The sequence below is a fragment of the Amycolatopsis rhizosphaerae genome (assembly GCF_007713715.1).
Taxonomy (GTDB): Bacteria; Actinomycetota; Actinomycetes; order Mycobacteriales; family Pseudonocardiaceae; genus Amycolatopsis_E; species Amycolatopsis_E rhizosphaerae.
In genome coordinates, this window is sequence record NZ_VJWX01000152.1 from 1 (window position 1) to 14,130 (window position 14,130).

At 72.6% G+C, this 14,130-nt stretch carries 13 protein-coding genes; 5 read left to right on the forward strand and 8 right to left on the reverse strand.

What is annotated here, in order from left to right; translation table 11 throughout:
* Window positions 1-115: 115 nt before the first annotated feature.
* Window positions 116-2,521 carry a lysylphosphatidylglycerol synthase domain-containing protein gene (locus tag FNH05_RS16800; protein WP_144589277.1) on the reverse strand — a complete coding sequence of 802 codons (2,406 nt, stop codon included), beginning with the start codon at window positions 2,519-2,521 and terminating at the stop codon, window positions 116-118.
* Window positions 2,522-2,727: 206 nt separating this feature from the next.
* Here FNH05_RS16800 and fdxA point away from each other — a divergent pair, with 206 nt between their 5' ends.
* Together fdxA and FNH05_RS16810 are read left to right on the forward strand one after the other, a co-directional pair.
* Entirely contained in the window at window positions 2,728-3,072 is a 345-nt protein-coding gene (fdxA, locus tag FNH05_RS16805) for a ferredoxin (protein ID WP_144589279.1), read from the forward strand.
* A 32-nt stretch (window positions 3,073-3,104) separates the two neighbouring features.
* Window positions 3,105-3,809 (forward strand): helix-turn-helix transcriptional regulator, encoded by a 705-nt coding sequence (locus FNH05_RS16810; RefSeq protein WP_144589282.1) that lies wholly within the window; start codon window positions 3,105-3,107, stop codon window positions 3,807-3,809.
* A 27-nt stretch (window positions 3,810-3,836) separates the two neighbouring features.
* On the opposite strand, the gene FNH05_RS16815 is transcribed toward FNH05_RS16810, so the two are convergent.
* The 3 genes from FNH05_RS16815 to FNH05_RS16825 all read right to left on the reverse strand — a co-directional run bounded on the left by FNH05_RS16815 (window position 3,837) and on the right by FNH05_RS16825 (window position 5,516).
* Window positions 3,837-4,364: a hypothetical protein gene (locus tag FNH05_RS16815; protein WP_144589284.1), complete on the reverse strand. Its 528-nt coding sequence runs from the start codon at window positions 4,362-4,364 to the stop codon at window positions 3,837-3,839.
* 76 nt (window positions 4,365-4,440) lie between these two features.
* A complete protein-coding gene (locus FNH05_RS16820; RefSeq protein ID WP_144589286.1) occupies window positions 4,441-4,896 on the reverse strand; it encodes a hypothetical protein in 456 nt (151 codons plus the stop codon).
* Between the two features lie 221 nt (window positions 4,897-5,117).
* Entirely contained in the window at window positions 5,118-5,516 is a 399-nt protein-coding gene (locus tag FNH05_RS16825; protein ID WP_144589288.1) for a CopD family protein, read from the reverse strand.
* 126 nt (window positions 5,517-5,642) lie between these two features.
* Here FNH05_RS16825 and FNH05_RS16830 point away from each other — a divergent pair, with 126 nt between their 5' ends.
* From FNH05_RS16830 to FNH05_RS16840, 3 genes are read left to right on the forward strand one after another with little or no spacing between them, the layout of a single operon-like run.
* Window positions 5,643-8,228, forward strand: coding sequence for a multicopper oxidase domain-containing protein (locus FNH05_RS16830; RefSeq protein ID WP_144589290.1), 2,586 nt, complete (start codon window positions 5,643-5,645; stop codon window positions 8,226-8,228).
* Window positions 8,229-8,266: 38 nt separating this feature from the next.
* On the forward strand, window positions 8,267-8,746 hold the full coding sequence (locus FNH05_RS16835; RefSeq protein WP_144589292.1) for an RrF2 family transcriptional regulator: 480 nt from the start codon (window positions 8,267-8,269) through the stop codon (window positions 8,744-8,746).
* A gap of 52 nt (window positions 8,747-8,798) precedes the next feature.
* Window positions 8,799-9,992 (forward strand): MFS transporter, encoded by a 1,194-nt coding sequence (locus FNH05_RS16840; protein WP_144589294.1) that lies wholly within the window; start codon window positions 8,799-8,801, stop codon window positions 9,990-9,992.
* Here FNH05_RS16840 and FNH05_RS16845 read toward each other — a convergent pair whose 3' ends face one another.
* The 4 genes from FNH05_RS16845 to FNH05_RS16860 form a co-directional block, all read right to left on the reverse strand.
* Window positions 9,993-10,892 (reverse strand): isocitrate lyase/PEP mutase family protein, encoded by a 900-nt coding sequence (locus tag FNH05_RS16845; RefSeq protein WP_186382582.1) that lies wholly within the window; start codon window positions 10,890-10,892, stop codon window positions 9,993-9,995.
* A gap of 91 nt (window positions 10,893-10,983) precedes the next feature.
* Window positions 10,984-12,510, reverse strand: coding sequence for a catalase (locus tag FNH05_RS16850; protein WP_144589298.1), 1,527 nt, complete (start codon window positions 12,508-12,510; stop codon window positions 10,984-10,986).
* Window positions 12,473-12,976 carry a Fur family transcriptional regulator gene (locus FNH05_RS16855; RefSeq protein ID WP_144589300.1) on the reverse strand — a complete coding sequence of 168 codons (504 nt, stop codon included), beginning with the start codon at window positions 12,974-12,976 and terminating at the stop codon, window positions 12,473-12,475. Before FNH05_RS16855 ends, FNH05_RS16850 begins: the two co-directional genes overlap by 38 nt.
* A gap of 15 nt (window positions 12,977-12,991) precedes the next feature.
* A complete protein-coding gene (locus tag FNH05_RS16860) occupies window positions 12,992-14,002 on the reverse strand; it encodes a helix-turn-helix transcriptional regulator (RefSeq protein ID WP_144589302.1) in 1,011 nt (336 codons plus the stop codon).
* Window positions 14,003-14,130: the final 128 nt, after the last annotated feature.

The window sequence follows — 14,130 nt, forward strand, 5'->3', positions numbered from 1 at the left end:
GTCCTAAATAGATCAAATTGCAACCACCGCATGAATCCGCCGTCCCTTCACAGTCGAATCGACTGTGAAGGGACCCTTCACGGCCAACACTCGGCCGACTTTGCCGGAAGAGGCGTCAGATGATGCGGTGGTGCTGGAGGTAGCGGAACACCGCGATGCCCGGCAGGACCGGCAGCCAGTAGGTCAGCAGCCGGGAGGTCAGCACCGCCGCCACCGCGATCGTCGGCTGGGTGCCGATCGCGGCCAGCCCGCCGACCATCAGCGACTCCACCGCGCCCAGCCCGCCCGGGGTCGGGATGATGTGCCCGAAGGTCTGGCCGATCACGAACACGGTCAGCACGGCCGCCACCGGGGCCTGCGCGCCGAACGCGGCCAGGCTCGTCACCAGCCCCAGCCCGGACACCGCGAGGTAGGCCGCCGCCCCGCCGAACAGCTGCACCGCACGGCGGGGCGTGCGCAGGGTCGCGGCGAGGTCCCGGGTCATCTGCAGGGCGGGCCGGATCACCTTGCGGCGGCCGAACGGGGAGGCGAGCACCGCCACCGCGATGGCCACCACCCCGGCCACCGCGGCCACCACCGGCCAGGTGTGCGGGATCGACACGCCCGTGAGCAGGCCTGCGGTGCCCACGCCGAAGGCACCCACCACCGACCAGATGCCGCCGAGCACGCCGGTGCCGGCGATGTTGAGCATCGCCACCCCGACCGCCCGCGAGCGGCGGATGCCCAGCCGTTCCATGAAGGCGACGTTGATCCCGAAGAAACCGACCCCGCCCGGGGTGGTGCGCCCGGTGAACGCGGCGGCCGTCTGCACGGCCGTGGTGTGCCAGAACGGCAGCCGGTCCAGGCTCGAGCCGATCACCGACACCGCGGCGAACACGATGGCGACCAGCCCGGTCACCACGGTGATCACCAGCCAGGTCCAGCTCGCCTCGTTGAGCGATTCCACCACCGCGCGCAGGCTCCCCAGCTGGGGCAGCAGCGTGTAGATGGCGCCGCCGAACAGCAGCAGCCCCACGACGGTGGCGGGGCGGACCGGTGAGCGGAACGGCGGGATGGGCCGGTCGATCCGCTCGGCGAGCGTTTCGCGCAGGTCGGTCAGCAGGTACCGCTCGTCGCTGAGCTGCTTGCGGATCCGCCGCGGCAGCGCGAGCGGCTGCAGATAGGTCAGCGCCGCCTCCAGCGTTTCGGCGGGCAGGACCCTCGCCGCGCTCGCGACCGCCCGCTCCACCCCCGCCACGGAGGTGATCGAGACCAGCGCCTCGGCGACGTCCCCCGTGGTCCGTTGGGTGCCCGCGCCCGCCTTGCCGAGGGTGAGGTTGAGCAGCCAGGGCGTGCCCGTGTCGTCGACGAGGAAGTTCTTGGCGCGCAGGTCGTGGTGGGCGATCCGCGCTTCGCCGAGCCGGGCGACGAGCGCCCAGACCGAGTCGAGCAGTGCGCCGGTGATCTCGTCCGCGCCGAGGCGGGTGAGTCTGCGGCCTTCGATCTGGCGCCGTACCAGCAGTGAAGAGCCGTCCGGCGCCTGGCAGGCCAGCACGATCGGCGGCGTGCGGACCCCGCCGTGCTCGGCCAGCAGCGTGACCAGCGCTTCGTGCTCGGCCTCGTGGTACGTGCTGGACAGCGGCGGCTCGTCTTCGACCTCCAGCGACGCCAGCAGCCGGCGCAGCCGGTACCACGGACCGGCGCGGCGGTGCAGTCTCCGCACCACCTCGACGCGGAGCCGGTCGCCGGTCGCGGTGGTCACCATGAACTGCAGCGGCCCCAGCACGTGCCCGCGCACCTGGACGATCTTCTCCGGGGCGAGGCCGGACCGCGCGAGCGCCTGGTGCACCGCGGCCGCCGAGGTCTGCCGGCCGGGTGCGCCGAGGACCAGGTGGAAGGCCGCACCCACCCCCCAGCCGAGGAACGCGCCCGCGAACACCCCGACCGGCAGGTGGTAGCCCAGGTACACGTCGGCCGCGGCGACCAGCACCACCAGCACCCAGCCCAGGTGGCGGTAGCGGGCCTTGAGGTAGGGGCCCGCGACGGAAACCATCGCCGCGGCGACCGCGGTGTGGGACGAGGGGAACGGGAAGCCCTCCGGGCCCGGCAGCCGGATGCCGTCGAGTCCGAACAGTTCGAGCGGCACCGGCCGGTTGCCGACCAGTCCGTTGAGCACTCCGGACAGCACCCATCCCACCGCCCCGGCCGCGACGCATTCGAGCCCGAGCCTGACCCGTTTCAGGTACAGCGCGACGGTGCCGACCACGGCGATCCCGGGCCAGCCGCCCGCCCAGCTGATCACCCGCCACACCGCGGCCGATGCCGACGGGAGCCGCCCGATCTGCTCGTAGATGGCGAGTTCGACGGGGTTGACGCCCTCGCCCCTCGCCACCCACGCGCACAGCGCGACCACGCCCGCGGCGAGCAGGAGCACGACCAGGTCGCGGGGGTGACGGCCCAGCGGCAACGACGGCGGGCGCGGCCCGGCGGTGGTGGCCAGCGGTTCAGCGGAAAGCTCGTCGCCCACTTGTCGTCCCAGCATCGTTCGTCTTCGGCGTGATCGGCATCTCCAGTGTGGCGGCAGAAGGCCGTTCGGGCTGGGTGCGACTTCAGCCGCGCGCCGGGTCCCGCGCCGTGCTCCGGCAAAGTCGCGTGGGTGTTGGCCGTGGAGGGGGAGCCTTCGCTGGCGCCCGGCGCCACGCCGGATTATTTTGACGAGGAGGCTTTGGAGAAAACAGGGGAGGCGTGATGGCCTACGTGATCGCGGAGCCGTGCGTGGACGTGATGGACCGCGCCTGCGTGGACGAATGCCCGGTCGACTGCATCTACGTGGGGGCGCGGTCGCTGTACATCCATCCCGACGAGTGCGTCGACTGCGGCGCCTGCGAGCCGGTGTGCCCGGTGGAAGCCATCTACTACGAGGACGACCTGCCCGAACGGTGGACCGTCCACGCCGGGGACAACGCGCGGTTCTTCAGCGAGCCGCTGCCGGGCCGGGACGAGGCGCTGGGCAGTCCCGGCGGGGCGGCCAAGCTCGGCGATGTGGGGGTGGACACGCCGCTGGTCGCGGAGTGGCCCCCGGCGTCCGCGTAGTTTCTACTACCACCCTCGGCTAAACTGGTGGCATGGGTGAGATGCTGACCGATCCCGGCCAAGGACCGGCACTCGGCGAGAGCCGGGCGCGGGTGCTCTCGGTGCTGCGCGCCGGAAGCGGGCCGGTGGGGGTGCAGGAGGTGGCCGAACGGACCGGCCTGCATCCGAACACGGCCCGCTTCCACCTCGACGGCCTGGTCGACGCCGGGCTGGCCGAGCGGGAGTCCGAGGAGCGCAGCCAGCCGGGCCGCCCGCGCACGGTCTACCGGGCGGCCGCGGCGGAGGTGCCCGCCGGGCAGCGCAGCTACCGCCTGCTCGCGGAAATGCTGACCGGGCTGGTCGCCGACGCGGTGCCGGAACCGGCGCGCGCCGCGGTCGCCGCGGGGGAGGCCTGGGGCCGCTACCTCGCCGACCGGCCCGCCCCTTCGCTGAAGGTCGATGCGGAAGACGCGCTGCGCCGGCTGACCGCCGTGCTCGCCGACGCCGGGTTCGCCCCGGGCGAAGCCGTGGACCCGGAGAATCCGGCCGCGGGCCCGGGGAATTCCCAGGACGCCGTCATCCCGTTGCACCACTGCCCGTTCCGTGAGGTGGCCGAGCGGCACCGGGACGTGGTGTGCTCGCTGCACCTGGGGCTGATGCGCGGTGTGCTGGCCGAAGTGCGGTCCCCGCTGAAGGCCGGGCGGCTGGAGCCCTTCGTCGAACCCTCGCTCTGCCTGGCCCACCTGTCCCGCCGCTGACCGGACCGATCCGGTCGAACCGGTCTGTCAGCCGAGGCCGTGACGGGCCGGAGGGATGCGGCCGCCGGCGAGCAGGGCCGTCAGGTTCCCGGCCAGCCGGGCCAGATCAGTGCCGGGCAGTCCGGCCAGTGCGGGCAGCAGCACCGTGTGCATGACCGCGATCTGCCCCTGCAGCAGGGTCGCCACCGCGCGTGCGGCGTGCGCGGCCCGTGCCGTCGTGGTGGCCGCGACGAGTTCCGAGATCCGGCGGTCGATCGCTTCCTGCTGGGCGCGCAGGGCGCGCACGAGCAGCCGCGTCCGCTCGGCGTTCTCGGCGGCCGTGTAGAGGATCTCGTCGGCCGCCTCCAGGTACGGGCGCAGCCTGCCGGTCGCGAAGGCGGCCAGCGCCGCGTGCGCGGCCTGGCGGACCGGTGGGTCGAGTTCGAGGTCGGCGAGCAGGGCGACCTTCGCTTCGAAGGCCAGCGCCATCCGCTCGGCCTCCTCCCGGATCGCCGCGGCCGCATGGACCTCGCGATCGTCGCTGGTGTCCCGGATGTGGACGGATGCGGAAGTCACGGGAAGTCCTCTCGGCTGGGGATACACCGCCCATAGTAATTACGAAATCGCTTGTTAAAAAGTGCTGTGAGGCAGGTCATCGCAGCCGGGCCAGCACGAGGCCGACCGGAATGCTCACCAGCAGCACCGCCACCAGTAGCAGGAAGGCGCGGCGGGTCCGCCACAGTTCGGGACCACCGCCCCGGACGGAGGCCGTCATCAGGGCGAGGGCGAGCACGAGTGCCGCTCCGCCCGCGTCGGCGAGCGGGGGCACCCCGGCCAAGACGCCGGCGAGCACCGCGGCGTTTCCCCCGTTCCAGGCGGCCAGTTCGATGCCGAGCCGCCGCCCGCCGGGCGGCGCCGGGGCGAGGAACGCCTGCCCGAGGCCGAGGGCGATCTGGGCCGCGCCGGCGACCAGGACCAGGTAGGCCACCGCCCAGGCGCTGTGCATCGAAGCCATCGGGGCGGTCGCCGCCGAGGCCAGCCCCCCGCCCACCACGCAGGCCGCGCCGAGGACGACGAAGGGCCGGGCCATGCGCCAGGGTGCGGTCATAAAACCATATTAACTAGTGGAAACCCTAAGGGCGTGTATCTCAGCGGCGGAGCCGCTTGCGGCGGGCCGTCAACCGGCACCGCCGCGGGTTCTGAGGCGGTTCTTGGCGAGGACAGCGCCGACGTGGTGAATTGGGCATTCATGAGGAGGCGATCCCACAGCGAGGGACCGCGTCAGGTTCCGCTACCCGCACCGCCACGCAAACCACTTCGATACAGGGCCTAACCGGCGAGCTGGATGCCGACGAACAGTGAGCCGAGCGCGGTCACGCCGGTCAGTGCGCCGAACACGGCCAGTCCCGCCGTGCTGCGCGCGCGGGCGTGCAGGAAGGCGGTGACGCCGGAGGCGGCGACCACGGCGAGCTTGACGATCAGGGTGGTGCGGTAGGCGCCGCTGTCCTTGTCCGCCTCGGCCAGTATGTTCCACACCCCGGTCGCCACCAGCACCGCGAAGGCGGGCCAGGCGACCTGGTTGAACCGGCGGGCGGCGATCTTCGGCACGCCTTCGACGCCGCGGACGGCGGGTACCAGCGCGGCGAGGGTGAGCTGGCCCCCGACCCACACGGTGGCCGCGAGCACGTGCAGGAACAGCCGGACGGTGGTCCACGAGACCTCGAGCATGCGCCGATCATCCACGCCCGCCGCCACGGCGGCGCGGTCGGGACCTCGGTCCCTGGTCGTCCGGGTGCACCGGTGGCTAAGCTGATCTCGTTTCTACTAATGTGATGGTGTAAACGGGGAGTGGCGGTGGCTGAGCACGGGCCGGAGACGACGGCATACCGGAGCCTGCCGGTGGCGGAGCCCGCCGCCTCGCCGCGGAAGCGGCGGCATGCGGTCACGGCGGGCATCGTGGCGGCCTATCTGGTGGCGGCCGCGGTGCTCGGCTCGATGCCCGGGCTCGTCGCGATGCCGTCCTGGCTGGCGCTCCACCTGTTGGCGCTGGGTGCCGCGACCACGGCGGTCTTCGTCTACACGCGCCATTTCGCCCAGGCCCTGCTGCACGCGCGCCCCGGCCCGGAGCGCGCCGCGAGCGCGCGGCTGGTGGCGCTCAACCTCGGGGTGGCCGCCGTACTGGCCGGAGTGCCCGCGCGGCTGCCGTGGCTCGTCGCCGCCGGGGCGAGCGCGGTGGTGCTCGCGGTGCTCGGGCACGTGGCCGCGCTGGTGCGGATGGCCTCGGCCGCCGTACTGGCCGGGCGCCTGCGTATCGCCGTGCGCTACTACATCGCCGCAGGCGCCGCGCTCGCCGTCGGTGGCACCCTCGGCGGTCTGCTCGGTACGGGCGCGATCGCCTCCGCGGCGTGGGAACCCGCGGTCCGGCTCGCGCACGCCCACCTCAACCTGCTCGGCTGGCTGGGCCTGGCCGTGCTCGGCACGCAGTTCATGCTCTGGCCCGCGGTCCTGCGCACCAGGATGGCCGAGGACGCCCCGCGCGCCGCCCGCGCGGCGCTGGTCCCGGTCACCGCGGGGCTCGCCGTGGCCGCGGCCGCGCTGCTGGCCGGTCCGTGGTGGCCACCGCTGCACTGGGTCGCCGCCGCGGGCATGGCCCTGTACACGGCGGGGGTGGTGCGGGCGCTGCTGCCCGCCGTCACGGAGATGCGGGCGAAAGCGCCGAGGCAGGCCGCGCCGATGGCCCTGCTGCTCGGCCACGGCTGGCTGCTGGTGGCGCTGGTGGCCGACGTCGCCGCGCTCGCCTCCGGGCCGGGACCGGCCGACCGCCTGCTGGCGCACCTGCTGGTGCCGGTGCTCGCCCTCGGTGTGGTGGCCCAGATCCTCACCGGGGCGCTGACCTTCCTGATTCCGGTCACCCTTGGCGGCGGGCCGGTGGGCAACCGGCGGCTGGCCTCGGTGCTGTCGTGGGCCTGGCAGGCTCGCGCCGGGCTGGGCAACCTGGGCGTGCTGCTGCTCGCGGTGCCTTCGGGCGCGGCGCTGCGGGTGCCGGCCTGGGCGCTGGTGGTGCTCGGTTTCGGCTCGTTCCCGGTGCTGGTGGTCGTCGCGCTCGTGCTGTCCCGGCGGCCCGCGCGCGAACCGGGTGACCGGTGGCGCCTCGCCGGTTACGAGGCGCTCGCCGTCGGCTGTGTGGCGGTGGTGGTCGTGGCGCTCGGCCTGGTCGCGGCGGGCTGGCCCGGCCGCGGCGAGCGGCCCGCGAGCGGGCCCGCGGCGACCGCGGCCTCCGGGGTGCCGGTGGCGGTCACGCTCGACGAGTTCAGCGTCACGCCTTCGGTGATCGTGGTGCGGCCCGGCACCGATCTGGTGCTGGCGGTGCGCAACACCGGGCGCCTGAGCCATGATCTTCGCCTCGACGGCGGCCGCGGCACGCACGGCCTCGCGCCGGGGGAGGAGCAGACCGTCGACCTGGGGGCCGTCGAGCACGACGAGCAGGCCTGGTGCACCGTGCCCGGCCACCACGAGGCCGGGATGACCCTGACCATCCGCACCGCGGACTCCGCCCCCGGGCCAGTGCGATCGCCCGCCCCGGAACCGGCGCGGCAGCCCTTCGACGCCGCGCTCGCGCCCGCGCCGGGCGGCACCGAGCACACGGTGACGCTGCGGGTCGAGCAGCGCACCGAGGAGGTGGCCCCGGGGGTGCGGCAGGAGGTCTGGACCTACAACGGGACGGTGCCGGGGCCGGTGCTGCACGGCCGGGTCGGGGACACCTTCACCGTCCACCTGGTCAACGGCGGCACCATGGAACATTCGCTGGACTTCCACGCCAGCCAGGTGGATCCGGGGACGGTGATGCGGCCGGTGCCGCCGGGCGGGGAGCTGGTCTACCGGTTCCGGGCGGAGTACGCCGGGATCTGGCTCTACCACTGCGGTACCGAGCCGATGATCGAGCACGTGGCGATGGGCATGTACGGCGCGGTGGTGATCGATCCGCCCACTTCGGACAGTGCGGGCGCTTCCATAGCCTCGGAGGTGTTCGTGCAGTCGGAGTTCTACCTCGGTGACGGCGGGGGAGTGCCGCAGCGGAGCCGCCTGCTGTCTTCGAACCCCGATCTCGTGGTGTTCAACGGCTACGCCGGTCAGTACCGCACCGCGCCGATCCACGTGCCCGCGGGCAAGCGGGTCCGGCTGTGGGTACTCGACGCGGGGCCGAACGTCCCGGCCGCGTTCCACGTGGTGGGAACGCAGTTCGACACCGTCTACAAGGAGGGGGCGTACCTGGTGACGCCGGGCGCGGGCGCGGCGCAGGAGCTGGACCTGCAACCGGGAGAGGGCGGATTCGTCGAACTCACCTTCCCGCAGCCGGGGACCTATCCCTTCCTGACGCACCGGCTCGCCGATGCCGAGCGCGGCGCGATGGGCACGATCATCGCCGATCCGGCGCCCTGACCCCGCCCGGGCAAACCGGGACAGTTAAGATCCCGGTTGTGCGACTGGGTGAAGGGGTCGAGTGGGGCCTGCACTGCTGCGTGACGCTGGCCTGGCTGGAGCGGGAGTGGCCGGTGCCGACGGGCAGGCTCGCCGCGTGGTTCGACCTGCCGCCGGAGTACCTCAAAAAGCGGCTGCAGGCCCTGACCCGCGCGGGAATCCTCGCCTCGGTTCCGGGGGTCCGTGGCGGCTTTTCGCTCGCCCGGCCGCCGGAGCGGATCACCTTGATGGACGTCGTGGCCGCCGTGGAAGGTCCGGTGGAACCCTTTCGCTGCCAGGAGATCCGGCAGCGCGGGGTGAGCGGACTGGGGGCCGCGAGTGAATTCCGGAGCGCGTGCGGAATCGCCACCGCGATGCGGCGCGCCGAACTGGCCTGGCGCCGGGAACTGGCCGCGCAGACCATTGCCGACCTGATGGCCGCGGCCCCGGCCGCCAGTGCCGAACGCACGCGCCGCCGGTACGCCCGGATGGGCGGCTGAGCGCGGCGCTTCATCGGAGCAAAACCCTTGTCTTGTCAGGAAAGGAATGGGGATGGCTAATATCCCGATTACTCCGATCGCGAGGGAGCGCATCGCGCCGCGGGGCCTCGCGTCCACTCTCGTGCTCGCCTTGGGCACGTTCGCGGTCGGCACGGACGCGTTCGTCGTCGCCGGTTTCCTGCCCGCGATGGCCGCCTCGCTGCGGGTTTCCGAGGCCACGGCGGGCCAGTCGCTGACCGTGTTCGCCGCCGCGTACGCGGTGGCCTCTCCCGTGCTCGCCACCCTGACCGCCCGCCTGCCGCGCCGGGCGCTGCTGGTGGGGGCGCTGCTCGTGCTGGGCGTGGCGAACGCCGGTTCGGCGCTGGCCCCGGACTATCCGGTGCTGATCGCGACCCGGGTGCTCGCCGCGCTGGGGGCGGCCGCCTTCACCCCCAACGCCGGGGCGGTCGCCTCGTCGCTGGTGGCTCCCGCACAGCGGGCGCGGGCGCTGGCCGTGGTCGTCGGCGGCCTGACCGTGGCGACCGCGCTGGGCGTGCCGCTGGGCAATCTGGCCGGGCGCGCGCTGGACTGGCGCTCGGCGCTCGCACTGGTCGCCGCCCTGTGCGGGGTGTGCGCCGCGGGCGTGTTCGCGATCATGCCGGTCCTGCCGGGAAACCCGCGGGTCCCGCTGCGCGACCGGCTCGCGATGCTGCGGCGGCCCGGTGTGCTCGCCGTGCTGCCGCTGACCGTGCTCGGGATGGGCGCCGCCTACACGGTCTACGCCTACAGCGTGCCCGTGCTCGGCGCGGTCGGCGTCGCCCCGCCGGGAGTGACGGCCATGCTCTTCCTGTACGGGGCCGGGGCCGTGGCCGGAAACCTCGCCTCCGGGGCCGCGACCGATCGCTGGGGTTCCGTGCGCGTCCTCGCCTGCGGTTACGCGGTGATGGCGGTGGGGCTGGCCGCGCTGGCACTGGCGGTGGCGACCGGGACGTCCTCGCCGGTGCTGACCGGGGTGCTCATGGCGGCGTGGGGCGCCAGCTCGTGGTGCCAGACGCCCGCGCAGCAGCACCGGCTGATCGCCGCCGCACCCGGGGAGACCGCACTCGTGGTGGGGCTCAACGCCTCCGCGATCTACCTCGGCATCGGCCTTGGCACGGTGTTCGGCGGGCTGGTCCTGCCCGCCGGTACCGGCGTGGCGGCCGGGGCCGGGGCGGTGCTGGCCGTGCTGGCGTTGTCCTACCTCGGGCTGACGCGCCGCCACGCCTGATCAGCCGCCGGCGAAGCGCTGCTCCAGTTCGAGCACCTCGGGCAGGCCCATCAGCTCGGTGAACTCGCCGAAGGTGGGCAGTTCGCCCAGGACGGCCGCCGGGGTCCCGTCGGCCCGCAGCGCGCCGAGCAGCGACCGGATGCCCGCGGTCGCGGCGAGCAGCGTGCCGATCGGGAACAGCACCAGGGAGAAACCGAGTTCGGTGATCCGCCGCAACGAGATCGCCGGGGTGCGCCCGCCTTCGACCCAGTTGAACACCAGGGGCGCCACCCCGGCCAGTTCCGCGCCGATCCGCTCGATGCTCTCCTCGGAGGTGGGCGCCTCGACGAACAGCACGTCCGCGCCCGCGGAGGCGTACCGCTTCGCGCGCGCGATCGCGTCGTCAAGGCCGTGCACGGCGGCGGCGTCGGTGCGGGCGATGAGCACCAGGTCCGGGTCGCGCCGCGCCGCGGCCGCGGCCCGGATCTTGCCCGCCATCTCCTCGGCGCCGATCACCGCCTTACCGCTCATGTGACCGCACTTCTTCGGCATCACCTGGTCTTCGAGGTGGAGGGCGGCCACCCCGGCCTGCTCGTAGGAACGCACGGTGCGCACCACGTTGAGCGCGTTGCCGTAGCCCGTGTCCGCATCCGCGATCACCGGCACGTCCACCGCGGACACGAGGCGCGCGGCGTGGGCGGTCATCTCGGCGCCCGAGAGCAGTCCCACGTCCGGGCGCCCGATGAGGGAGGCGGTCGTGCCGAAGCCCGTCATGTACACGGCCCCGAACCCCGCCTGCTCCACCAGGCGCGCCGACAACGCGTCGTAGGCGCCCGGGGCGACGAGAGGCTCCCCGGTCGCGAGCAGCTCGCGCAGCCGCCTCCGGGGCGGGGTGGCCGCGGCACCGAGCAGATCTCCCACAGTGAACCTCCTTGTGTCCCGCCTTTGCCCGGCAAGCCTACGAGCAGCGGGGAACCCGCCCCGCGGAAGACGGGACACCAGGAGGCGGCGGTCAGGCCTTCCGCTGCATCGAGGTGCGAGCCGGGTTCGCCTGCTCGGCGGCCTTCGGGTCCTTTTCGCCCTGCTTGCCGCGCACGCCCTTTTCGACCCGTTCGCCGAGCGGTTTGTCGACATTGCGCCAGTATTCGAAGGCGCGCTGCAACACCGGTTCGCTCACCCCGTTGAGCAGGTGGCCGACGATGTTGTCGACCAGCCGGTCCCGTGCCGCGTCGTCGAGCACGTCCCGCACCAGGGTGCCCGCCTGGCCCCAGTCGTCGTCCTGCTCGCGCAGCGTGTACGCGGTACGCACCATCTCGCCGTCGGCATACCAGCCCGCCGGTTCGCCGTAACGCTCGGTGTCCGCGCGCGGTCCGCCCTTCGAGTTCGGCGCGTACACCGGGTCCGACACGTTCTGGTAGCGCATCGGCCCGTCCTTGCTGTAACTGTGCACGGGCGAGCGCGGCGCGTTGACCGGCAACTGCTTGTAGTTCGGCCCGATGCGGTACCGGTGCGCGTCCGGATAGGAGAACAGCCGCCCCAGCAGCATCTTGTCCGGGCTCGGCCCGATCCCGGGCACCAGGTTGCTCGGTTCGAACGCGGCCTGCTCGATTTCGGTGTGGAAATCGGCGGGATTGCGGTCCAGCGTCATGCGGCCCACTTCGACGAGCGGGTAGTCCCCGTGCGGCCACACCTTCGTCAGGTCGAAGGGGTTGAACCGGTAGGTCTTGGCGTCGTCGAAGGGCATGATCTGCATCTGCAGTGTCCAACTGGGATGGTCACCGCGCTTGATCGCCTCGAACAGGTCCCGCATGTGGTAGTCGGTGTCCGCCGCCGCCATCTGGTCGGCCTCGTGCTGGGTGAAGAACTCGATGCCCTGATCGGTCTTGAAATGGTACTTGACCCAGAACTTCCGGCCCTTTTCGTTGACCCAGAGATAGGTGTGCGAGCTGTACCCGTTCATGTGCCGCCAGGTGCGCGGAATGCCGCGGTCCCCCATCAGCCAGGTCACCTGGTGCGCCGATTCCGGGGACAGGGTCCAGAAATCCCACTGCATGTCGTGGTCGCGCAGGTTGTTGTCCGCGCGGCGTTTCTGCGAGCGGATGAAGTGCTGGAACTTCAGCGGGTCGCGGACGAAGAACACCGGGGTGTTGTTCCCGACCATGTCGTAGTTGCCCTCGGTGGTGTAGAACTTCACCGCGAAACCGCGCGGGTCGCGCCAGGTGTCGGGGCTGCCCCGCTCCCCGGCGACGGTGGAGAACCGGATCAGCACGTCGGTGGTGGTGCCGGGCTGGAACACCGCGGCCTTGGTGTAGGCACTCACGTCCCCGGTCACCTCGAACCGTCCGAAGGCGCCGCTGCCCTTGGCGTGCGGCTGCCGTTCGGGGACCCGTTCGCGGTTGAACTGGGCCATCTGCTCGATCAGGTAGTGATCCTGCAACAGGATCGGGCCGTCCGGTCCGATGGTGAGCGAATGCTCGTCGCTTTCCACCGGAATGCCGGCGTCATCGGTGGTGAAGGGCTCCGACTGGATTCGGGTCATGTCGCGTCTCCTCGAGGTGGCGATCGTCCGGCGTGGCCAGGCAATCGGGGCACAGGCCCCAGAACACGACCTCTGCCTCGTCCAGGGCGTACCCGCGCTCGTCGCTCGGCGTGAGGCAGGGCCGCTGCCCGGTCACACAGTCGACGTCCTCGGTGCGGCCGCACCGGCGGCACACGAGGTGGTGGTGGTTGTCGCCGACCCGGCGTTCGAACCGGGCGGGGTGGCCCGCCGGTTCGATCCGCCGGAGAAGCCCGGCTTCCGTACACGCCGCGAGCACGTCGTAGAGGGCCTGGGTGGACACCGAGCCCAGCTGTTCGCGCACGCCCGCGCCGATGGCGTCGACCGTCGAGTGGGGATGTTCGGCCAGCCAGGCCAGAACAGCCCGCCGCGGCTTCGTCACCCGCAGACCGGCCTCACGCAACGCCTCCAGCGCCACGCCGTCCGCATCGACCGGTGGTGAAGCCATGACCCTTTCACCGTCCTACTCTTTCTGGAATCGGTCAAATAAGCGTCCCCCATTCGTGGCATACACGCAGCCGAGTGAGACGATGGTCTCGATCATCCGGGCCCGAAGACCCGCCGGTGTCAGCACCTCGGCGTCGGCACCCAGCTGGAGGAACGCGGCCAGCGCCGCTTCGGTGGATTCTATGGGCACTCTTACTGTGGTCCAGCCCTCGCTGTCGGGCGCCTCGGCCGTGGTCCGCGCCGCGGCCACCACGGCGGCCTCCAGCAGTTCCGGCAGCCGTTCGAGCCCGCGCGGCGAAAGCCGCACCGCCGCCTCGTCCCGATACCGCCGCTGATCGAATCCTCGCAGGTAGGAGGCCCAATGGGCGGCCAGATCGAAGCCCTCGGCGCGGTCGAACGGGGTGGTGAGCACCTCGGCCGCCAGGATCCGCGAGACCCGGTAGGTGCGGAACGCGGAACCGGCCCGCGCCACCAGGTACCACTGGCCCGCCTTGAGCACCAGCCCGTGCGGGTCGACGGTGCGGGTGACCTTCCGCGGTTCTTCCCAGCGCAGGTAGCGCATCCGCACCGGAAGCCGCTCCCACACCGCGTTCGCGATCAGCGGCAGGTGCGGGGTGGCCTCCCCCTCGCGGTACCACGGGGGCGTGTCCAGGTGGAACCGCTCGGCGACCCGCCCGGCGCGGTCGGCCAGTTCGGCGGGCAGCGCGGCGCGCAGCTTCAGCTGGGCCGCCGTCACCGCGGCGGTCAGGCCGAGGTCGGCGGCCGCACCGGGAACGCCGGTCAGGAACAGCGACTCCGCCTCGGGGGCGGTCAGGCCGGTCAGGCGCGTGCGATAGCCGTCGAGCAGCCGGTAGCCGCCGTCGTGCCCGGGCTCGCCGTACACCGGCACGCCCGCCGAGCTGAGCGAGTCCACGTCCCGGTAGACGGTCCGGACGGAGACTTCGAGCGCCTCCGCCAGTTCCTGGGCGGTCATCCTGCCCCGGGCCTGGAGGAGCATCAGCAGGGAAACCAGGCGGCTCGCTCGCATGCTCCCAGTTTCGGGGATCTCCACGTTGGCCGTGAAGGGTCCCTTCACAGTCGATTCGACTGTGAAGGGACCCTTCACGGCTTGCCCCAGTCCTTCCGGCCGGGGGGAGGAGGGCCCTGGGTCACGGC